The following is a 21,435-nucleotide window of genomic DNA, read 5'->3' on the forward strand; positions in this document are numbered from 1 at the left end:
CTGGGAAGAACGACATGGCCGACCCCAAGAAGACTGCTTTGATCACCGGCGTGACCGGGCAGGACGGCGCCTACCTGTCCGAGCTGCTGCTCGACAAGGGCTACGACGTGCACGGCATCAAGCGACGCGCCAGCCTGTTCAACACCGACCGCATCGACCACCTGTACCAGGACCCGCATGTGGACCACCAGCGCTTCACGCTGCACTACGGCGACCTGACGGACAGCACCAACCTGATCCGCATCATCCAGCAGGTGCAACCCGACGAGATCTACAACCTAGCGGCCATGAGCCACGTGGCGGTGAGCTTCGAGACGCCGGAGTACACCGCCAATGCCGACGGCATCGGCACGCTGCGCCTGCTGGAGGCCATCCGCATCCTCGGCCTCGAGAAGAAGACTCGCTTCTACCAGGCCAGCACCAGCGAGCTCTACGGGCTGGTCCAGGAAACACCGCAGAAGGAAACCACACCGTTCTACCCGCGCAGCCCGTATGCCGTGGCGAAGATGTACGCCTACTGGATCACGGTGAACTACCGCGAGGCTTACGGGCTGTATGCCTGCAACGGCATCCTGTTCAACCACGAGAGCCCGCTGCGTGGCGAGACCTTCGTCACCCGCAAGATCACGCGGGCGGTGGCGCGCATCGCCCTGGGGCTGCAGGATTGCCTGTACCTGGGCAACCTGAGTTCGCTGCGCGACTGGGGACACGCCCGCGACTACGTCGAGATGCAATGGCTGATGCTGCAGCAGCCTCAGCCCGAAGACTTCGTCATCGCCACCGGCGTGCAGTACAGCGTGCGGCAGTTCGTGGAGCTGGCCGCGGCCGAACTCGGCATCCGGCTGGCCTTCACCGGCCAGGGCGAGCAGGAGATCGGCACCGTCACGGCGGTGGACGACGCGCGCGCTCAATGCAAGGTGGGCGACGTGATCGTGCGGGTCGACCCGCGCTACTTCCGGCCTACCGAGGTCGAGACGCTGCTGGGCGATCCCAGCAAGGCCAAGGCCAAGCTGGCTGGCAACCGACCACGACGCTGCCGGAGCTGGTGAGGGAGATGGTCGAGGCCGACTACGCCTCAGCCCAACGCGACAATCTGGTCCGGCGGGCAGGCTTCCGAGCCTACGACTACCGGGAATGACGACGGCACCTCGTCGACAGTGTGGGCCGACCAGTTTTGGTGCACGGCTACACTCGGCGTTCACCCCGTGAACAGGCCCAGCATGTCACACGTCATTGCCGTCAACGCACCGGATGCGGATGCGGCACACCTGCAAGTCCTGCGCGTCCTGGAACGGCAACCCGCGCTCTCGCAGCGTGAACTGTCCGCGGCATTGGGGCTGAGCCTGGGGAAGACGCACTACCTGCTGCGCGCCTTGCTGGACCGCGGCCTGGTCAAGGCGAGCAACTTCAGGCGCAGCGACCGCAAGCTGGCGTATGCCTATCTGCTGACGCCGGCCGGGCTGCGCGAAAAGCTTCGACTGACCCGGCGCTTTCTGTCGCGCAAGGAAGCCGAGTTCGAGCAGTTGCAGAAGACGATCGCGGCCTTGCGCCATGAACTGAATGCCGAGGAGTCTCGCCCTTGAACACCGGGCTGACGGCATCCGCAGCGCCGGGCAAACGCACGCCCTGGCAGATTCAGCGCGCAGTGCTGTTCGCGCTGCTCCAGCGCGACCTGAAGGCGCGTTTCGGCGGGCGCTGGCTGGGCGGCATCTGGACGCTCTTCGAGCCGCTGGCCCACGTGATCATCCTGATGCTGCTGTTCGGCTATTTGCGGAACCGCGTCGTGCCGGGCATTCCATTTCCGCTGTTTCTGGTGACCGGCCTGATTCCCTATCTGATCTTCCGAAACCTGGCGCTCCGATTGATGGGCGCCATGGATGGCAGTCGTGCTCTTTTCGGCTATCGCCAGGTCAAGCCGATCGACGTGCTGATTGCACGTGCCGGCATGGAAGTACTGATCTACAGCGTGCTTTTCGTGGTGTTCCTCGTTGCGCTGGGTTGGGCGGGCTTTCAATGGTTTCCGGACCGCCCGTTGCACCTCGCCGTTGCGAGCGTCGTATTGATCGTTTTCGGATTCGGACTCGGCTTAACTCTGACGGTGCTGACAGACGACTGGCCGCAGTTGCGCGTTTTCATTCGCCTGATGTTCATGCCCTTGTACTTCCTGTCAGGAGTGATGTTCCCGCTCCACTCGCTGCCGGCCGACTTTCTGCCCTGGCTACTGTGGAACCCGCTTTTGCATCTGATCGAGACTCACCGTGGCGCCTTCGTTGATCACTACCGCGTCATCGAACAAGTCAACTTGTCCTATCCAGCGGCAGTATCCCTAGTGACACTGGCACTGAGTCTGGCGCTGTACCGCGTCCGCCGTTTCCGGCTGCTGGCCCGTTAAGTCATCCCAATGATCGAGCTGCGCCACGTCACCAAGTCTTATCCGACGCCCCACGGGAGGCGCTATGTCTTCCGCGACCTGAATTTTCGATTTCCCGACGACGCCAGCATCGGCCTGATCGGTCCCAACGGCGCGGGCAAGTCCACGCTCATGCGACTGCTCGGCGGCATCGAAGCACCCGACCAGGGCAAGGTGATCAGCGACGTGAACATTTCCTGGCCCGTGGGCCTTTCCGGGGGCATGCAAGGAACCTTGAGCGGCCGGGACAATGTGCGTTTCGTCTGCCGCGTGTACGGTGCCGTGGGCAAGTCTATGCAGTCGAAGATCACCGAGGTGGAAGCCTTCGCCGAGATCGGCGAGTATTTCGACCTGCCGGTCAAGTCGTATTCGTCCGGCATGCGCTCACGCCTCGCCTTCGGGCTGAGCATGGCCTTCGACTTCGACTACTACCTGATCGACGAGGTGATGTCCGTCGGCGATGCACAGTTCCGTGCGAAGTGCCAGGTGGCATTCCGCAGCCGACTGGAGCGATCGAAGCTGATCCTCGTGTCGCACAACATGCGGGACATCCGAGAATGGTGCGACGTGGTCGTTCTGATCAAGAAAGGCAGCGCCACCCTTTACGAGGATGTGGAGGCCGGCATCCTGGCTTACCAAGGCCCGGTCGACGAAGCAGCGGTCCGCCGAGCAGCCAAGATAAAGCGTGATGCACGAGCAGCTCGCGCCGCAGCGCAGGCATCGAGCGCGGTTTCCGCAGCGCCACAACTCGACGTTATTTCCTCGAACCCGACAGAAGCATCCGCATGAACCAATTGTTGTCGCTCAATCCGCGACGCCTGAAGCTGCTGTTGATCGTGCTGCCTCTGGTTCTGGCAGCGCTGTACTACGGCCTGTTCGCTGCCGACCGCTACGTCAGCGAATCCATCATCACGGTCCGTCAGGCGAACCAGGAGCAGTCACCCATTCCCGGTGTGGCGCTGATGCTGGCCGGCGTCAATCCACCGTCCCGTGAAGAAACGCTCTACCTGCAGCAGTACATCCACTCTCTCGATCTGCTGAAGCGGCTCGATGCGCAGCTGGGCTTGCGGGCCCACTACGAGGCAGAGAAGGCCGATCTGCTGTTCCGGCTTTACGGGAGCCACAGCCAAGAGGAGTTTCTCGACTACTACCGCAACCGCATCGAGGTTCACTTCGACGACCTCACCTCATTGCTCACGGTGCGCGTGCAGGGATTCGAACCGGAGTTCGCGCAGAAGCTGAACGCCGCCATCCTGGAGGACAGTGAGCGCTTCGTGAATGCCTTCTCGCAGCGCATGGCGCGTGAGCAGATGGGCTTCTCCGAGACGGAACTCGAGCGTGCCGCCACGCGGCTGCAGAAGGCCAAGACCGATGTGCTGGCCTTCCAGACCAAGCACAAGCTGCTGGATCCGGTGGCACAGGCCCAGGCCAGCGGCGCACTCACGGCAGAGTTGCAGGCGGGACTCGCGCGCCAGGAAACCGAGCTGCGCAATGCGCTCACCTACCTCAACAACAACAGTTACCAGGTCAAGGCGCTGCGCAGCCAACTCGACGCCGCCCGCGCGCAGCTCGAAGTGGAGCGACTTCGCGCCACCTCCGGACGCAGCGGGGAACGCCTGAACCGGCTGGCCGCCGACTTCCAGGAATTGATCTTGCAGGCCGGCTTTGCGGAAGACTCCTACAAGGTGGCGCTGGCATCGGTGGAGAACTCGAGGATCGACGCTGCCCGCAAGATCAAGAGCCTGGTCGTCATCGAGCCGCCCTCCTTGCCCGAGACGGCCATCTACCCGCGACGCATCTACAACCTGGTGACGCTGCTGGTCGTGAGCCTGCTGCTCTATGGCATCGTCCGGCTCGTGATCGCAACGATACGCGAGCATCTTGACTGAGACCGCGCATGCACAAGAATCTACTCATGAACTACAGCGGTCGGGCCTTCCAGTCATGGAGGGCAGCTCTCGCACGGGCGGCAGGCATGCTGGCGCTGGCGCTGCTGCCCGTGTGCCTGCCGGTACCGGCAAGCGCCCAGCAAACCTTCAACGACCCGCTGAACCTGGGCCCGCGAGGGCTCACCGAGATCCCCGATTTCCCAAGGCCTGCGCAGCCGGCTGCCTCCGCAGCTTCGGCGCCGGCCAGTGCACCGTCTCTGCCAGGAGGCCCCTTGCCGCCGGATCCCTACACGGCGCTGAAACCCATCGTCTTCGGCTCGCAGATCTTCACCGGCCGCTTCGGGGGCCAGGCCTTCACCGGCTTCAATCCCGACTACCAGATCGCGGTGGGTGACCGCGTCCACATCCGCATGTGGGGCGCCTTCAACTACGAAGCCACCCAGACCGTCGATGCCCAGGGCAATGTGTTCGTCCCCAACGTCGGCCCGATCAGCGTGCTCGGCGTGCGCAATGTCGACCTGAACAAGCAGGTCGAGACTCAGGTCAAGCGCACCTTCCGCTCCAACGTCGGCCTGTACGCGACCCTCGAAGCCGCCCAGCCCGTCAAGATTTACGTCACCGGCTTCGTGCGGGCCCCGGGGCTCTACAGCGGCTTGTCGTCGGACTCCGTGCTGGCCTACCTGGACCGTGCGGGCGGCATCGATCCCGACCGCGGCAGCTACCTCGAGGTGGACGTGCTGCGTGGCGGCCAGCCGCGCGCCAAGGTCAACCTCTACCGCTTCCTGCTCGACGGGCAGATTGCACCGCTCCAGCTGCAGGACGGCGACACCATCGTCGCCTCGCCGCGGAAGCACACCGTGCAGGTGGGCGGGGAAGTGCTCAACCCTTACATCTTCGAGTTCGGCCAGGCCCAGGTGAGCGGCAACGAACTGCTGGCCGTGGCCCGCCCGCGCCCAGGGGCCACGCACTTGAGCATCGTGCGCAAGGTGGGCGCCGAGCGGCGCAGCGAATACCACGCTCTGGCCGAAGCCTCACGGGTCACCATTCAGGACGGCGATGAAGTTACGGTCACGTCGGACAAATACCCCGGCACGATCCTTGTGCGCATCGACGGCGCGCACCTCGGCGAACGGACGCTGGTGCTGCCTTATGGCGCCCACCTGAAGGATGCGCTCGCTCGCCTGAAGCCGGCGCCGCAGGCTCGGGTCGAAGCGCTGCAGCTGTTCCGGCGCTCAGTGGCAGCACGGCAGAAGGAACTCATGGAATCCTCGCTGCGCAGCCTGGAAACCTATGCGCTGACCGCACGCTCGGCCACCAGCGAGGAAGCCGCGCTCCGTGGTCGCGAGGGCCAGCAGATCCTGGAATTCATCGAACGGGCGCGCAAGATCGAGCCTCGCGGGCAGGTGATCCTGGCGCAGGGCACAGCGGCCGGCGACACCCTGCTCGAAGACGGCGACATCATTCGCGTGCCCGAGCGCAGCAACCTGGTGCTGGTGAGCGGCGAGGTGCTGTTTCCGAACGCGCTGGTCTACGACAGCCGGGCCAATGCCACCGATTACATCAACCGCGCCGGGGGCTACACCCAGGGCGCCGACGAAGCCAAGCTTATCGTCATGCGCCAGGACGGCAGCATTGCCGAGGGCAAGCGCGCAGCACTGCAGCCAGGCGACGAGATCATGGTGCTGCCGAAGATCGAGACCAAGAGTGTGGAGCTGACGCGCGGCATCACGCAGATCATCTACCAGATTGCGATTGCAGCGAAGGTGTTGCTCGATCTGTAGCTTGCTGTCGTCCGCGATCAGAGCCGCACCCTCTCAATGAAGTGAAGGGCGGGTGCCGAATGCCGCACCCCCAAAAAGAATGAAACGAATACTGACCGTCTTCGGGACCCGTCCCGAAGCCATCAAGATGGCGCCGCTGGTGAAGCGACTCGAAGCCACGCCCGGCATCGACAGCCGTGTGTGCGTGACCGCGCAGCACCGGCAGATGCTCGACCAGGTGCTGGAATTGTTCGAGATCGAGCCTCACCACGACTTGAACGTCATGCGGCCCGGACAGGATCTTTTCTCGATCACGAGCGAAGTGCTCCAGGCAACGCGGCGGGTCTACGAGGCGGAGCGGCCCGACATCGTGCTGGTCCATGGCGACACCACGACCACCTTCGCCGCCTCGCTGGCAGCGTTCTACCAGCGGATTCCCGTCGGTCACGTCGAGGCCGGGTTGCGCACCGGCAACCTCTACTCGCCCTGGCCGGAAGAAGCCAATCGCAAGCTCACAGCCAGCTTGGCTCGTCTCCACTTCGCTCCGACCCCCGCGGCGCGCGACAACCTGCTGCGAGAGAACGTCGCGCCGGACCGGATCGTGGTGACCGGCAACACCGTGATCGACGCCCTGCTGGCCGTGCAGCACAAGCTGGAAGCGACGCCATTGCTGGGTAGCGGCTTTGCAAGGCAGTTCTCCTACCTGCCTGAAGGCAGCCGGGTGCTCCTGGTCACCGGCCATCGCCGCGAGAACTTCGGTGACGGCTTCGAGCGCATTTGCGAGGCCCTGGCCTCGCTGGCCCGAAGGTACGAAGACCTGCAACTGGTCTATCCCGTGCACCTGAATCCCAATGTGCGTGAACCGGTGCAGCGCCTGCTCAGTGGCATTGGCAACGTGCATCTCATCGAGCCGCTGGACTACCTGCCGTTCGTCTACCTGATGAACCGTGCCACCGTGATCCTCACCGACTCCGGCGGCATCCAGGAAGAAGCGCCCTCTCTCGGCAAGCCGGTCCTCGTGATGCGCGACACCACCGAACGCCCCGAAGCCGTGGAGGCAGGCACCGTGCGCCTGGTCGGCACGTGCACCCGATCCATCGTCGACGGTGTCTCGCTGCTTCTGGACGATCGCACGGAGTACGAGCGCATGAGCTTCGCTCACAACCCCTACGGCGACGGCCATGCCTGTGAGCGCATTGCACAGCTGCTCGCTTCGCAACCCATCTGAGACGTCTTTCCGCTGAACACCATGAGCGCACCCGAAACCTTCACAACCGTCTCGATGATCGGACTGGGCTACATCGGGCTGCCGACGGCCGCGATGTTTGCCGCGCGCCGCACCAAGGTGATTGGCGTCGACATCAACGCCCACGCCGTCGACACGATCAATCAGGGCCGCATCCACATCGTCGAGCCGGAACTGGACATGATCGTCCATAGCGCAGTCACTCAAGGGTGGTTGCGTGCGACGACGCAGCCGGAAGCTGCCGACGCCTTTCTGATTGCCGTGCCGACCCCTTTCAAGGGAGATCACGAGCCTGACGTCAGCTACGTCAAGTCGGCCGCCGAATCGATTGCGCCGGTACTGCGCAAGGGCAACTTGGTTGTCCTGGAGTCGACCTCGCCGGTCGGTACTACCGAGCAGATGGTGCAGTGGCTTGCCGCGGCCCGCCCCGACCTGCGCTTCCCGACCGAGGCGCGACCGAGATCGACGTCAACGTCGCCTACTGCCCCGAGCGTGTGCTGCCCGGCCACGTGGTGCGCGAGCTGGTCGAGAACGACCGCATCGTCGGCGGCTGACGCCGCGCTGCTCCGAGCGGGCCGTCGCGCTGTACCGCACTTTCGTCAAGGGCGAGCTGCTGGTCTCCAACGCGCGCACCGCCGAGATGTGCAAGCTCACCGAGAACTCGTTCCGCGACGTCAACATCGCCTTCGCCAACGAGCTATCGATCATCTGCGACAAGCTCGGCATCGACGTCTGGGAGCTGATCCGCCTGGCCAACCGCCACCCGCGCGTGAACATCCTGCAGCCGGGCGCCGGCGTCGGTGGCCACTGCATCGCGGTCGACCCGTGGTTCATCGTCGACAAGACCCCGGCCGAGGCGCGCCTGATCCGCACCGCCCGCGAAGTCAACGACGGCAAGCCCGAGTGGGTGATGAACAAGGTGCACGAGGCCGTGGCCCGCTCCGGCCGCGCCGCCGGCGACCTGCGCATCGCGCTGATGGGCCTGGCCTTCAAGCCGAACATCGACGACCTGCGCGAAAGCCCAGCGCTGCACATCGCCGAGGCGCTGACCAGGACGCTGAAGTCGCGCTTCCTGATCGTCGAGCCGAACGTGGCCGAACTGCCGGCCTCGCTGCGCGACCACTCGCTGGTCGACGCCGTCCAGGCGGCCGCGCAGGCCGACATCATCGTCTTCCTCGTCGCCCACAGGCAGTTCGGCGTGATCGCCCGCGAGATGCCCAAGGGCAAGGCGGTGATCGACGCGGTCGGCCTGCTCAAGGCCTGAGGCCGCCACGCCCGCGCACCCCAACCGACTCCTTGCCCATGGACACAGCCGTTCCTGCCACCGTGACCCTCGTGGAGCCCGCCTCGCCGATCCCGGCCGACCGCATCAGCGAGCTTTACCGGGGCGAGATCTTCACCGAGGAAACGGCCCGCGTGGCGCGCGACCGCATCCACTGGATGTGCGCACAGTGCGACGGCCAGCGCGTGCTCGACGTCGGCTGCAGCCAGGGCATCGCCTCGATCCTGCTGGCGCGCGACGGCTTCGACGTCACCGCGATCGACACCCACCCCGACTCGGTCGCCTTCGCGCGGCGCGAGTTCGCCGCCGAGGCGCCGCTGGTGCAGCGGCGCCTGACGCTGATCGAAATCGACCTGGCCAGCCTGCCCGAGCAGCCCGGCTACGACACCATCGTGCTCGGCGAGGTGATCGAGCACCAGGTGCGGCCCGACCGGCTGCTGCGTGCCGCCAAGGCCCGGCTCAACCCCGGCGGGCGGCTGATCGTCACCACCCCGTTCGCGCTGCACCCGCACCCCGACCACAAGGTCAGCCTGTTCCCGCGCGACCTGGTCGAGTTCGCGCGCGGCATCGACCTGGCCGTCACGAAGCTGCAGGTCGACGGCGACTACATGCGCTGCGTGATGGTGGCGCCCGCCGAGGCAGGCCCCCAGCCCGACGCTGCCGAGGTGCTGCGCCTGACCGAGGCAGCGACGCTCGATTCGCAGCAGCGCCTGTTCTCGCGCCTAGACGAACGCTCCGAGCAGCTGAAGAAGAAGACCGACGCGGTGCGCATCACCCAGCGCAAGCTGGCCGAGGCGACGGCCTCGCTCGAGGCCAAGGTGCACGAGCACGCCGTCGAGGTGAAGGCGCTGCGGGTCACCCACCAGCGGGCCATCGACGCGCTGCGCGCGCAGCACGTGCAGGCGCTCGACAAGGAGCGGCAGAACGTGCGCGAGGCCGTCGCGAAGGCGGCCAGCAGCAAGGAGCTGGGGCAGGCCAAGGCGGCGCACGAGCGGCGCGTCCGCGAACTGCACGCGCAGCTCGAGGCTGCCCGCGCCGAGGCGCGCGCCAGCGAGCTTGCCTTCACCCACGAGCGGGCGCGTCTGCGTGACTACAACGATCGGCTCAAGCAGCGCCTGGCCGAGGCCAAGGCGACCTTGCTGGCGACGAAGTCCACCACGTCCCACCGGCTCGGCAAGGTGCTGGTTCGTGGCGTGAAGTCGCCTGGCGCCCTGCTCGGCCTGCCCGGGCAGCTGTGGTCGCTGTGGCGCGACGTGCGGGAGCGCCGCCAGACGCGCGACCGCCTGATGACGCACCTGGACCCGGTCGCCTCGCTGCAGTCGGATGCGGTGACGCCGGTGCGTCGCGATGCGCCGGTCCCTGCAGCGCGCCATGCGGCCGCGCCGAAGCCGGCCACGATAAAATCGCCGGCCGCGACGTCATCAGCGTCGACCGGCTTGGTCGGTCTGGACGTCGAGACGCTCAAGTCCCGGGTCGAATCCGAAGGCCTGGGACCGGTCAAGGCGCAACTGCTCGCCGCCGTGGCGCGCGCCGATGCCAAGACCGTAGCGTTCCGCATGCTGCAACTCGGCAAGTCGCTGTCGGACGCCGGACGGCGCGACGACGAGTTCGAACTCGCCGAAGCCGCCATTGGCGTGGACGGTTCCGATCAGACGCTGCGTGGCTTCTTCTGGGCCGCGCAGCGCTCGCGCCGCTTCGAACGGGCCTGCCAGACGATCCGCCAGCTCGAGCACCTGTACGGCGCTACACCCGGCCCCGAGCAGAAGGCGATCCTCGACAAGCTGCGCGTATCGCCGGCCTTCCAGCTCAGCGTGCTGGAGCTGGTCGTGCGGCAGCCGCGTGAGCGCATGGAGGGCATCGCGGGGCGCGTCTGCTACGTCCTGCACAACAGCCTGCCGTATTCGTCGGGCGGCTACGGCACACGTTCGCACGGCGTTGCCGGCGGACTGGCGGCTGCCGGGCGCGAGGTGATCGTGCTGACGCGCCCGGGCTTCCCGGTCGACATCAAGACCGAGCTGAACGACGCCGACGTGCCCGCCGAGGACGTCATCGACGGCATTCGCTACGTGCGCACGCTGGAGCCCAAGCGCAAGGGCATGTCGATGCTGCAGTACGTCACCAAGGCGGCTGACGCACTGGAGCGCCAGATGCGCAACCTGCGTCCCGAGATGGTGATGTCGGCCTCGAACCACGTCACCGCGCTGCCGGCGCTGATCGCGGCGCGCCGCCTCGGCCTGCCCTTCGTCTACGAGGTGCGCGGCCTGTGGGAGATCACCCGCATCTCGCGCGAGCAGGAGTTCGAGGACACGCCCGCGTTCGCGGTGCAGAGCCTGCTGGAAGCCAAGGTGGCGCAGCTGGCCGACCATGTCTTCACGCTCACCGAGCCGATGCGCGAGGAGCTGTCCTCGCGCGGCGTGCGCGACGAGCGCATCGAACTGCTGCCGAACTCCTGCGACCCGGATCGTTTCCTGCCGCGGCCGCGCGACCAGGTACTCGCCGCGCGGCTGGGCATTCCGGACGGCGTGCCGGTGATCGGCTACGTGGGCACCTTCGTCGACTACGAAGGCCTCGAGGACCTGACCCTGGCCTGCACCCTGCTCAAGCAGCGCGGCGTGAACTTCCGCCTGATGCTGGTCGGCAACGAGAACGCGTCCGGCACCGACCGCGGCCCGATCACCGAGCAGATCCTGCGAATCGCCGAGGCCGAAGGCATGACCGACTGGCTGATCATGCCCGGCCGCGTGCCGCACGAGGAGGTCGAGAGCTACTACTCGCTGATCGACATCGCGCCGTTCCCGCGCAAGCCCTGGCCGGTGTGCGAGATGGTCTCGCCGATGAAGCCGCTGGAGGCGCTGGCGATGGAGAAGGCGGTGCTGGTTTCCAGCGTGCGCGCGCTCACCGAGATGATCGCCGACGGCCAGACCGGCCGGGTGTTCGACAAGGGCAGCGTGGCGTCGCTTGCCGACCGGCTGCAAGAGCTGATCGACGAGCCGCAGCAGCGCTTGGCCCTGGGCCGGCGCGGGCGTGCCTGGGTCGGCGCCGAGCGCACCTGGAAGCAGATCGGCATCCGCGCGACCCGCCGCTTCGACCAGGTCCTGCAGGCGCACCGCGCGCCCGCTGCCACGGAGGTGGCATGACGGTTGCGCACCCGCCGGGCCATCTGGCCGAACGCATCTGTGCCTGGGGAACCGACAGCCCCGACAAGGTCGCCATCGACGACTACGGCGATGTCTGGACCTATCGCCGGCTGGCCGGCGAGATCGATCGCTGGGCCGGCCGCCTGCAGCAGCGCGGCCTGCGCGCCGGTGACACCGTGCTGCTGTTCCTGCCGCAGACCGCCGAGGCGATCGCCGCGTACTTCGGGGTGATGCGCTGCGGCGCCGTGCCCTCGTTCATGCCCCTGCCCTCGCCGAAGCAGGATCCCGGCTACTACTGGCACTCGCACGCCAACCTGCTGCGCCTGATCCAACCGGCCGCTCTGGTGACCCTGGAGGCTCCGCTGGCCGCGATGCGCTCGGCAGGTTTTGCCGACATCGTGCCGATGCTTCTGGCGGCCGACGGCGCCTGGACCGAGGTCGCGCCGTGGACCGGCCCCTCCCCCGGTGCCGCCGACGACATCGCGTTGCTGCAGCACAGCTCGGGCACCACGGCGCTGAAGAAGGGCGTGCAGCTGTCGCACGGCGCGATCGCCCGGCAGGTGGCGTCCTATGCACACGCACTGCAGGCCAGCGCCGACGACGTCGTCGTCTCCTGGCTGCCGATGTACCACGACATGGGCCTGATCGCCTGCACCGTCACGCCGCTGCTGCTCGGCCAGACGGTGGTGCTGCTCGACCCGTTCAAGTGGGTGTCCGAGCCGGTCTCGCTGCTGCACGCCATCCATCGCCACCGCGGCACGCTCACCTGGCTTCCCAACTTCGCCTTCGAACTGCTCGCCAAGACGGTGCGCTTCGAGCCCGGCAGTCTCGACCTGTCGAGCATGCGGGCCTTCATCAACTGCTCCGAGCCGTGCAAGGCGGCAACCTTCGACCGCTTCCTCGCCAAGTTCGCGCCGACGGGCGTGCGGGCCGAGGCACTGCAGGTCTGCTACGCGATGGCCGAGACGGTGTTCGCGGTCAGCCAGACGGACATCGGCCGCCCGGTGCCGCGCCTGAACGTCGATGCCCAGCGGCTTTCGGAGGAGAAGCGCGTCGCCGCGCCGCGCGACGCCGGCGCCGCTGTCGAACTGCTGTCGGCCGGCAGGGCAATCGACGGCATGCGCGTGACCATCGTCGACGCCGACGGCCAGGCGCTTCCGGCGGACCATGTCGGTGAGATCGAGCTGTCGAGCGAGTTCCTGTTCGACGGCTACCTGAACCGGCCCGAAATCACCGCACAGAAGCTGCGCGCCGGGCGCTACCGTACCAACGACATGGGCTTCGTGCACGGCGACCAGGTGTTCGTGCTGGGCCGCGCCGACGACCTGCTGATCGTGCACGGCCGCAACTACTTCGCCCACGAGGTGGAGGCGGTGGTCAACGACGTCGCCGGCCTGAAGGCCGGCCGCAACGTCGCGGTGGCGGTGTTCAACGAGATGCTGGGCAGCCAGGACGTGGTGGTGATCGCGGAACTGGCGCCGGGCGCGCCAGCACCGGCCGACAAGGGCCTCGAGCTGAAGCGCGCGGTCAAGCACGCCGTGGCCGAGAGCATGGGCCTGGATCTGCGCGACGTCCGCATCGTCGAGGCCGGCTGGCTGGCCAAGACCACCAGCGGCAAGATCAGCCGCTCGCTGAACCGCGACAAGTACCTGCAGGACCTGGCCGCAGCGCGGCGCCACTGAACTCGAGAACGATCATGAGCGACTCCATCCTCTCCCGCGTGGGCCGGGTCATCGGCGAGACCTTCGGCGATGACTCCCTGGCAGTGACCCGCGAGACCATCGCCGAGGACGTACCCGGCTGGGACTCCCTGTCGCACACCATCCTGATGCTGGCTCTGGAGGACGAGTTCGGCGTCACGCTGCCGTCCGACACCCAGGGCTTCGCCAACGTCGGGCAGCTGGTCGACGTGATCGCCGGCCTGTCGCATTCATGAGTGCTGCGCTGCCGCGCTTCGAGCCCGAGGCGCTCGATGCCGCGACCCTGGCCGGCCTGGACGCGAAGAACTTCCTGGTCGCCGATCCCGAAGTCGACCTGCCGTGCCGGCTCAAGCTGCTGCCTGGTTCGACCGCGCTGTTCGTGATGCTGAACGGCGCCGTCGACCGTGCCAAGCCGCTGCCGGTGTTTGCACGCTGGAACTGGGGCAAGGTGCTGGGCGGTCATGTGCTGGCCGTCTGCGACCCGACGCTCTACCTCGATGACCAACTGCGCCTGGGCTGGTTCGTCGGCAACCGCAGCATCGACCCGATGAAGGCGCTGCTGCGCACGGTGGAGCAGGTGCGCATGCAGCTCGGCATCGCCGACACGCGCGTGGTGTTCTACGGCAGCTCTGGCGGCGGCTTCGCTCGATGGTCGCGGCGGCGTCGCGCCCGGTCGGGCGTGCCATCGTCGTCAACCCGCAGACCGACATCACCCACTACTACCCGAAGGCGGTCGACCGCATCGCCCAGGTGTTCGCCACGGGCTGGACGGCAAAGCGCTGCCGCGACGAGTACCCGCTGCGCTGGAGCGCGCTGGAGGCGATCACCGAGGCCGGCCGACGCCAGCACGACCTGCGCATCGTCTACGCGCAGAACCTCGAGGACCCGGTGCACCACGCGCGCCACTTCATCCCGTTCTGCACGGCCACCGACGCACCGCAGGAGGGCGGGCTGAGCAGCGACGGGCGCATGCGCACCCATGTCTACAGCTCGCCCGAAGGCCACGGGGCCGAGCCGCCGGACGTCGTCAAGTTCTTCGTCGCCGACGGCCTCGCCCACCTGCTGGGGTAGCCGCGACGAGGGCATTCGCCGCCGCGTGACGGCGTCCTCCTTCCCATGACAGTGGAACCTCCCGACGCTCCCGCCGACGCGGCCATCCGCCAGGCCGTGTGGGCCCACTTCCCCGGCGCGCGCGCGTTGCTCGCCGCGCCGCTCCAGGACGGTCGCTTCAGCGCCCGGCTCGACGACGGCCATTTCGAATGCTTCCTGCAGCGACAGCCGGGACCGTACCTGTTCGTCATGCTGTCCGGCCCGCGTCCTGCCGATGCCGGCATGCAGCCGCACTTCGAACGCTGGAACTGGGCGGCGCGCCTGCCGGGCAGCCTGCTGTGCATTGCCGACCCGCTGCTGGCGCGGGACGACGGTCGCCTGCGTGTCGGCTGGTACGTCGGCACCGCGGCCCGCCACTGGCAGCTGCGGCTGGCCGGCCTGGTGCGCGGCATCGCCGACAAGCTCGGCATCGCCACCCAGCAGGTGATCTGCTGCGGCTCGACCTCGGGTGGCTTCGCCGCGCTGATGCTGGCCGCACACTTGAAGGACGCAACGGCGCTCGCCATCAACCCGCACACGCAGATCCTCAAGTGCGCGCGGCCGCTGGTCGACGAGCTGCTGGAGGTGGCCTTCGGGGGCCGCAGCGCAAGCGCGCTCGAACCGGAGGAGCGCGTGCGACTGTCGGCGATCACGGCGTTCCGTCGTGCGCCGGCGGCGCGCTGCCTGCTGGTGCAGAACCTCGGTGACGCCCCCGCCGCGGATGCGCACTTCCGTCCGTTCTGCGAGGCCCTGGGCATTCCCGTCGGGGGCGGCGCCGACGCCTCCGGCCTGCGCAGCAATCTCGTCTACGAGCAGCCGGTGGGCAATCGCCGCGAGCCCGGCCACCTGGTGGCCGGCATGATTGCCTCGGCGGTCCGCCTCACGCAGCAGCGCGGGCCGCAGACGCCGGCGGCCGAAGTGGCCAGACCGGAGCGCATCGGTGCGGCGCAGCTGTACCTGATCAACAACCGGCGTCAGGCCAAGGACAAGCAGGCGATCGACTTCATCCCGCGCGAGGACCTGCGGGCCTTCCCGATCCGCCTGCCGCTGGACTGGAACACCGATCCCTTCACCGACCGCAACTGGTGCGCGCAGCTGCACATGTGGCGGATGATGGACAACCACTTCCTGGAATTCGACCGGACGGCGGATGCCGAGTGGCTGACCCTGCCGCTGGCGATCATCGACGACTGGTACGACTACCACGTCACGCGGCGGCGCACGTCGCGCTTCGCCTGGATGGACATGATGGTCGGCATGCGGGCGATGAAGCTCGCCTACCTCCTGTCGGCCCATGCGGCGGGCGCCATCCAGCTCGGCCGCGAGCGTCTCGCGACGTACGACGAGATGGTCGAGCTGCACCTGAAGTTCCTGCTCGACATCGCCAACGTCGCCTACAGCAACCACACCTTCATCGACATGCACGGGCTGGCGGCGCTCGGCGCGGTTTCGCGCGGCTCGCGTCGCACGCCGATCCGCGAGTTCCTGCAGCAGGTGATGCCGAAACTGCTGTCCAGCCAGTTCGACCCGAGCGGCGTGCACCTCGAGAACTCGACCGGCTACCAGGCCTTCGGCATCGGCTGCCTGAAGCGCCTGGCAGCAACAGGGTGGTTCGAGGCCTACGGCGTCAGCGAGCTGCTGCGCCGCGCCCGTCAGGTGGACGAGTGGTTCCGGCTCCCGGACGGACGCTGCGTGCCGATCGGCGACACCGACGGGGCGGCGATGAGCGGCGAGCCGGTCACGGCCTTCAGCGCGCGGCGCGAGCTGATCAACGCCTGCGGCTACGTGATCTATCGCGACGACGGCGGCGGCCGCGTCGAACAGGCGTCCTACCTGTTCCTGATGGCAGCGTTCAACTCGCGCTTCCACAAGCAGAACGACGACCTCTCGTTCACCTGGTTCGAGGGTGAGGACATCCTCTGCGATGCCGGCAAGTTCGCCTACAAGTCCGGCGAGATGCAGCAGTACGTGCAGTCGGCCCGGGCCCACAACAGTCTGGAGTTCGACGGCTGCAACGTCGCCGACAACCTGAGCCGGCGGCCCGACCTGGCCTACGGCTCGGCCGTCCGCCAGGCCGAAGGCATCGCCTGGGGCTGCGTGATCACCGGCCAGGTCCACCACCGCACCATCGACGTGGTCCACACCCGCCACCTGGTGCACGCCGACAAGCGCTGGGTTCTGGTGATCGACCGGGTGTCGGGGCAGAAGGCACACGACTGCGTGCAGTGGTTCCACTTCTCGCCGCACCTGGAGCTGACGGCGCGCGCCCCGCTGCACCACAGCACCGTCCTGCGGTCGGGCCGCACGCTGGACGTGCTCGCGGCTGCGCCCGGGCCGCTCGAGGCGACATGCGTCAAGGGCCAGCTGGAGCCGCAGCGGCAGGGCTGGATCAGTCAGGCCTACGGCCAGCTGACGCCTTGCCATGCGCTGGGCCTGTCGCAGCGCGGCCAGCACCTGGCGTTCGCCACGCTGCTGTCGCTCGACGACGCCGGCTCGACGCTGCACTGGGGCACGGACGGCAGCGTCGAGGCCGTCATCCGCTCGGCCAGCGGCGATCAGCGGCTTCGCGTGGAGCTCCACGGGCAATCCTGCCAAGTGAGCTGTCAACCCGAACCCGCGGCGGCCGTTGGAGGCTGACGTTCACGCGTCGCTATGATCCCTCCCGCCCTGCCTCGCCGGCGCGCCCTCCATCCATCGGACACACCATGAACCACACGATCGCACGACTGCTGGGAGCGGCTGCGCTGCTGCTCGCCCTGGCCACGGCGCACGCCGCCGACACCACGGTCTACATGAAGCCCGGCGGCAACGACCAGGCCAGCGGCAAGAGCGAGGCCGAAGCCGTCGGCACGCTGCAGATGGCAGTCAAGCGGGTCCTTGCTCTGCCGGTGGACGGGGGCGGCTCGCGCAAGGTGATGATCCTGCCGGGCACCTACCTGGCCCAGACCGTGGTCGTGGCCGACCTGCCGGACGACAAGCCGCTGATCCTCACCGGCTCGACCGGTGCCGGCCAGCGGCCGGTGTTCGACGGCAACGGCAAGGGTCGCGCCTGGCTGCAACTGGACAGCGCAACTGGCAAGACCACACGCCTGACCATTGAAGGCATCGAGGTGGCGAACTACGTGACGGCGATCTCGCTGAACGGCAACCGCCAGGCGCAGGGCAACTTCAACGCCGAGAACGTGATCCACAAGAACCTGTTCCGCGACATCGGCCAGATTGCCTTCCTTCGGGCAAGCCGTCGACGGCAGCGGTGCGCCTGGTCAACTCGCGCAACAACCGCATCACCGAGAACCGCTTCCTGAACATCCGCAACAACACGGGCTGCGGCGCGCTGCATGCGATCTACATTGCCCACTACTCGAGCGGCAACCTGATCGAGGGCAACACCTTCGACGGCGGATGCGGCGCTGCGGTGAAAACGCGCGACGGCTCTGGCGGCAACATCATCAAGGACAACCGCTTCATCGACCAGACCGAACCGGTGTTCCTCGACAGCTTCTGCAATAAGGACTCGCGCGACGACTGCACCAAGGAAACCAGCGAGTGCCCGTCCTGGGGCAACGAGTTCAAGGACAACACGACCGCGAAGCTTGGCCCGAAGGCGCGCAAGATGCCGGTGCAGGTGGCCGGCCCGGACAGCGCGGCAGGCTGCCCGCCGCCGCCGACTCGCAGCAGCAAGCGACTGCAGGAATCCAACACCCGCAGCAGCGATCGCTAGAACGCGACCTCTGCTGGGGTTGGGACGCTTCAGCTGGCGTCCGTCCCGGCGTCCTTCACCCGCCCCTTGGCCCGTTGAAACTCCTCGACCGCCTGCTTGCCAGCGCGCCCGGACGGGTCCGGCGCGCGCCCCAGGCCCGCGGTCCGCATCGTGATCTGCTGGTGGCGCTGGTCGCCGACGAACTGACCAGCGCTTGCCTCGAGCACGAGTGCACGGTGCTGCACCTGACGCCGGCGAACGCCGCAGCGGCGCTGCGCCGGCACAGGCCGCGGCTCGTCTTCGTCGAGTCGGCATGGTCCGGCCATCGCAACGCCTGGAAGTACCGCATCGCCGCCTACCCGGATCACCCGGAGCGCAACAACGCCGACCTGGCGAAGCTGCTCGCCACGGCGCGCGAGCTGCGCATCCCGGCCGTCTTCTGGAACAAGGAGGACGGCGTGCACTTCGATCGCTTCGTTGCCAGTGCGCAGCTGTTCGACCACGTCTTCACCGTCGACTCGACCTGCGTGCCGCGCTACCGTGCCGTCATGCCGGAAGCGAAGACGATCGAGCCCTTGCTGTTCGCAGTGCAGCCCTCGGTGCACCACTTCGCCGGCATCGCGCCGCGCCTGCCGCGCGCCAACTTCGTCGGCAGCTACAGCCGGCACATCCACGACCAGCGGCGCAGCCTGCAGGACATGCTTTTCGCCTCGGCCGGCCGCACGCTCGGGCTGACGGTGTACGACCGCAACTCCGACCGCCGCTCGGAGCACTACCGCTATCCCGCCCTGCCCGGCCTGGAGGTGAGGCCGGCGGTGCCTCACCATGCGACGGCACGGCTGTACCGCGAGCACCTGGTGTCGCTGAACGTCAACACGGTGGTCGATTCGCCGACCATGTTCTCGCGCCGCCTGGTCGAGATCCTCGGCTGCGGAGGCCTCGCGGTGACCACGCCGGCGGCCTCGGTCGACGCGCTGTTCGCCGGCTACTGCCATGTCGTGCACGACGAGGCACAGGCCGCCGACCTGTTCGCGCGACTGCAGCGTGGCGGCCTGTCGTCGCACGACCGCGAGATGATGGCTGCGGCCGCGGAGCATGTCGCCGCCCACCATACCTGGGCGCAGCGGCTGGCGCAGGTGTGCACGCAGGTCGGGGTGAGCGTGTGACGGATCAGCCCACCGGCGGCGTCTACGTCTCGCGCCGCATCGGCCCCTGCCTGACGCCGCACCTGGCCACGCTGCTGGGCGCGCCGCTGCGCTTTCGCCCACTGGTCTGGCCGCAAGACGACGTGCGCGCCATCGTCGGCTGGGGGTTGAAGGGCGTGTTCTCGCGCGATGCCGCCTGGGCGCTGCGCGCCGGCCTGCCCTACCTCGCGCTGGAAGATGGCTTCCTGCGTTCGGTGCGCCCTGCTAACAGCGACGCGGCACTGAGCGTGGTTGTAGACCCTGTCGGCGTCTACTACGACGCACACCGCCCGTCCAAACTCGAGCAGGACATCTTGCTCGCGCGCATGCCGGCGCAGCATGCGCGGGCCGAGCGGCTGGTTGCGGCGTGGCGCGACGGCCGGCTGTCGAAATACAACCACTCGCGCGAGCTGGCGCCGCCGGTGCGCGGGCCGTTCGTGCTGGTGGTCGACCAGACCGCCGGCGATGCGTCGATCGCGTACGGCATGGCCAGCGAGCGCAGCTTCTCCCACATGCTCGAGGCGGCGCTGGACGAGCACCCTGGCCTGCCGTTGGTGCTGAAGGTGCACCCCGACGTGGTCGAGGGCCGCAAGCGCGCCCACTTCGGCGCGCTGACGCGGGGCCAGGCCGCGCGGGTCACGCTGCTGGCCACCAACGCCCACCCACCAGCCTTGTTGGAAGCCGCGGCGGCTGTCTACGTGGTCACCTCGCAAATGGGCTTCGAGGCGCTGATGTGGAGCAAGCCCGTACGCTGCTTTGGCATGCCGTTCTATGCGGGCTGGGGGCTGACCAACGATGAGTTGCCAGCGCCGTCGCGTCGCGCCAGCAAGGCCATCGCGCTCACCGACCTAGTGCATGCAGCGCTTATCGACTATCCACGCTACGTCGACCCCGAAACCTTTGCCCCGTGCGAGGCTGAGCGCGTGTTCGACTGGATGACGCTTCAGCGCCGCCATCGCGAGCGCTTTGCGCCGCGCGTGCAGGCGGTCGGTTTCTCGCAGTGGAAGCACGCCAGCGTACGGGCCTTCCTCGCGGGCAGCGAGCCGCGCTTCGTCGAGTCACCGGCGCCACTGGCCAAGGGAGAACAGCGTGCCGTATGGGGGCGCGGCGCGTCCGAGACCGAGTTCAGCGTCGATGACGCACTGTTGCGCATCGAAGACGGCTTCCTGCGCTCGGTGGGCCTGGGCGCCAACCTCGTTCAGCCGCTGTCCTGGGTGATCGATCGGCGTGGCATGTACTACGACGCCCGTGCAACATCGGACCTTGAGGAGCTGATCGAAGCAGGCAAGTTCGACACCGCGCTGCTGTTGCGCGCTCAGGCCTTGCGCGAGGCCATCGTGCAGCGCGGCATCACCAAGTACAACGTCGGGGGCGGCGCTTGGCAGCGGCCGCGTGGTACTCACACCGTGGTGCTGGTACCTGGGCAAGTGGAGAACGATGCGTCGATCGCCTATGGCGCTCCGGCAGTGCACACCAACCTCGGCCTGCTCGAAGCCGTTCGCAAAGCTCGGCCGGACGCCTGGATCGTCTACAAGCCGCACCCCGACGTGCTGGCCGGCAAGCGGCCAGGCGCGGCTGACATCGGTGAAGCGAGGCAATGGTGCGACGAGATCGTCTCGGACGTACCCATCCACCGCCTCTTCGAACAAGTCGACGAGCTGCACGTGCTGACTTCACTGGCCGGCTTCGAGGCGCTGCTGCGTGGCAAACCCGTGGTTTGCCATGGCCTGCCGTTCTACGCAGGCTGGGGCCTCACCGAGGACAGGATTCCACATCCGCGCCGCACCCGCCAGTGCACGCTGGACGAGTTGGTGGCCGCCACGCTGATCCTCTATCCCACCTATGTGAGCCGTGTGAGCGGCGCCTTCACCACGCCGGAACGAGCGCTGTACGAGCTGCAACACTGGGAGCACCTCGCGCCGTCGCGAGAGGCCGCCTGGCTGCGCGCGGCGCGCGTTCTCAAACGGCTGAAGGATCGCTGGCGTCGTTCGCGCTAAGCGGTGACGCACCTGCTAGCCGCGACAGGCCCCGTGAGTCG

The 21,435-nt window shown here is 67.6% G+C and carries 15 protein-coding genes and 2 pseudogenes; all 17 read left to right on the forward strand.

All coding sequences use genetic code 11. The features are described 5' to 3' along the window. Positions 1 to 14 precede the first annotated feature (14 nt). Positions 15 to 1,138, forward strand: a pseudogene (gene gmd, locus Y694_RS05000) (GDP-mannose 4,6-dehydratase). An 82-nt stretch (positions 1,139 to 1,220) separates the two neighbouring features. Next, entirely contained in the window at positions 1,221 to 1,583 is a 363-nt protein-coding gene (locus tag Y694_RS05005; RefSeq protein WP_051495575.1) for a MarR family EPS-associated transcriptional regulator, read from the forward strand. Further along, positions 1,580 to 2,392: an ABC transporter permease gene (locus Y694_RS05010; RefSeq protein ID WP_051495576.1), complete on the forward strand. Its 813-nt coding sequence runs from the start codon at positions 1,580 to 1,582 to the stop codon at positions 2,390 to 2,392. The genes Y694_RS05005 and Y694_RS05010 overlap by 4 nt, the downstream gene beginning before the upstream one ends. Before the next feature lie 9 nt (positions 2,393 to 2,401). Continuing rightward, positions 2,402 to 3,199: an ABC transporter ATP-binding protein gene (locus tag Y694_RS05015; RefSeq protein ID WP_081771212.1), complete on the forward strand. Its 798-nt coding sequence runs from the start codon at positions 2,402 to 2,404 to the stop codon at positions 3,197 to 3,199. Next, a complete protein-coding gene (locus Y694_RS05020) occupies positions 3,196 to 4,299 on the forward strand; it encodes a capsular biosynthesis protein (RefSeq protein ID WP_036230385.1) in 1,104 nt (367 codons plus the stop codon). The genes Y694_RS05015 and Y694_RS05020 overlap by 4 nt, the downstream gene beginning before the upstream one ends. A gap of 8 nt (positions 4,300 to 4,307) precedes the next feature. Next, the gene (locus tag Y694_RS05025) at positions 4,308 to 6,080 is read left to right on the forward strand and encodes a polysaccharide biosynthesis/export family protein (RefSeq protein ID WP_231497542.1); all 1,773 of its coding nucleotides are present in this window, start codon (positions 4,308 to 4,310) and stop codon (positions 6,078 to 6,080) included. A gap of 79 nt (positions 6,081 to 6,159) precedes the next feature. Next, on the forward strand, positions 6,160 to 7,287 hold the full coding sequence (gene wecB / locus Y694_RS05030) for a non-hydrolyzing UDP-N-acetylglucosamine 2-epimerase (protein WP_036230392.1): 1,128 nt from the start codon (positions 6,160 to 6,162) through the stop codon (positions 7,285 to 7,287). Between the two features lie 21 nt (positions 7,288 to 7,308). Then, positions 7,309 to 8,569, forward strand: a pseudogene (wecC, locus tag Y694_RS05035) (UDP-N-acetyl-D-mannosamine dehydrogenase). A 38-nt stretch (positions 8,570 to 8,607) separates the two neighbouring features. Continuing rightward, positions 8,608 to 11,724 carry a glycosyltransferase gene (locus Y694_RS22405; RefSeq protein ID WP_051495577.1) on the forward strand — a complete coding sequence of 1,039 codons (3,117 nt, stop codon included), beginning with the start codon at positions 8,608 to 8,610 and terminating at the stop codon, positions 11,722 to 11,724. Next, positions 11,721 to 13,406 carry an AMP-binding protein gene (locus tag Y694_RS05045; protein ID WP_036230395.1) on the forward strand — a complete coding sequence of 562 codons (1,686 nt, stop codon included), beginning with the start codon at positions 11,721 to 11,723 and terminating at the stop codon, positions 13,404 to 13,406. The genes Y694_RS22405 and Y694_RS05045 overlap by 4 nt, the downstream gene beginning before the upstream one ends. A gap of 14 nt (positions 13,407 to 13,420) precedes the next feature. Then, positions 13,421 to 13,660 carry an acyl carrier protein gene (locus tag Y694_RS05050; protein WP_036230397.1) on the forward strand — a complete coding sequence of 80 codons (240 nt, stop codon included), beginning with the start codon at positions 13,421 to 13,423 and terminating at the stop codon, positions 13,658 to 13,660. A 412-nt stretch (positions 13,661 to 14,072) separates the two neighbouring features. Next, positions 14,073 to 14,495 (forward strand): hypothetical protein, encoded by a 423-nt coding sequence (locus Y694_RS05055; RefSeq protein ID WP_036230400.1) that lies wholly within the window; start codon positions 14,073 to 14,075, stop codon positions 14,493 to 14,495. A gap of 45 nt (positions 14,496 to 14,540) precedes the next feature. Continuing rightward, positions 14,541 to 17,150, forward strand: coding sequence for a heparinase II/III family protein (locus Y694_RS05060; RefSeq protein WP_036230403.1), 2,610 nt, complete (start codon positions 14,541 to 14,543; stop codon positions 17,148 to 17,150). 68 nt (positions 17,151 to 17,218) lie between these two features. Continuing rightward, positions 17,219 to 17,818, forward strand: coding sequence for a hypothetical protein (locus tag Y694_RS05065; RefSeq protein ID WP_036230406.1), 600 nt, complete (start codon positions 17,219 to 17,221; stop codon positions 17,816 to 17,818). Beyond that, positions 17,767 to 18,234 carry a hypothetical protein gene (locus Y694_RS05070; protein ID WP_036230412.1) on the forward strand — a complete coding sequence of 156 codons (468 nt, stop codon included), beginning with the start codon at positions 17,767 to 17,769 and terminating at the stop codon, positions 18,232 to 18,234. The genes Y694_RS05065 and Y694_RS05070 overlap by 52 nt, the downstream gene beginning before the upstream one ends. A gap of 74 nt (positions 18,235 to 18,308) precedes the next feature. Next, positions 18,309 to 19,379, forward strand: coding sequence for a glycosyltransferase (locus Y694_RS05075; protein WP_231497543.1), 1,071 nt, complete (start codon positions 18,309 to 18,311; stop codon positions 19,377 to 19,379). Beyond that, positions 19,376 to 21,394, forward strand: a complete 2,019-nt coding sequence (locus tag Y694_RS05080; protein WP_051495578.1) for a capsular polysaccharide biosynthesis protein — start codon at positions 19,376 to 19,378, stop codon at positions 21,392 to 21,394. Before Y694_RS05075 ends, Y694_RS05080 begins: the two co-directional genes overlap by 4 nt. Positions 21,395 to 21,435 lie beyond the last annotated feature (41 nt).

The sequence above is a fragment of the Methylibium sp. T29-B genome, from assembly GCF_000576225.1.
GTDB classification, from domain to species: Bacteria; Pseudomonadota; Gammaproteobacteria; order Burkholderiales; family Burkholderiaceae_C; genus Methylibium; species Methylibium petroleiphilum.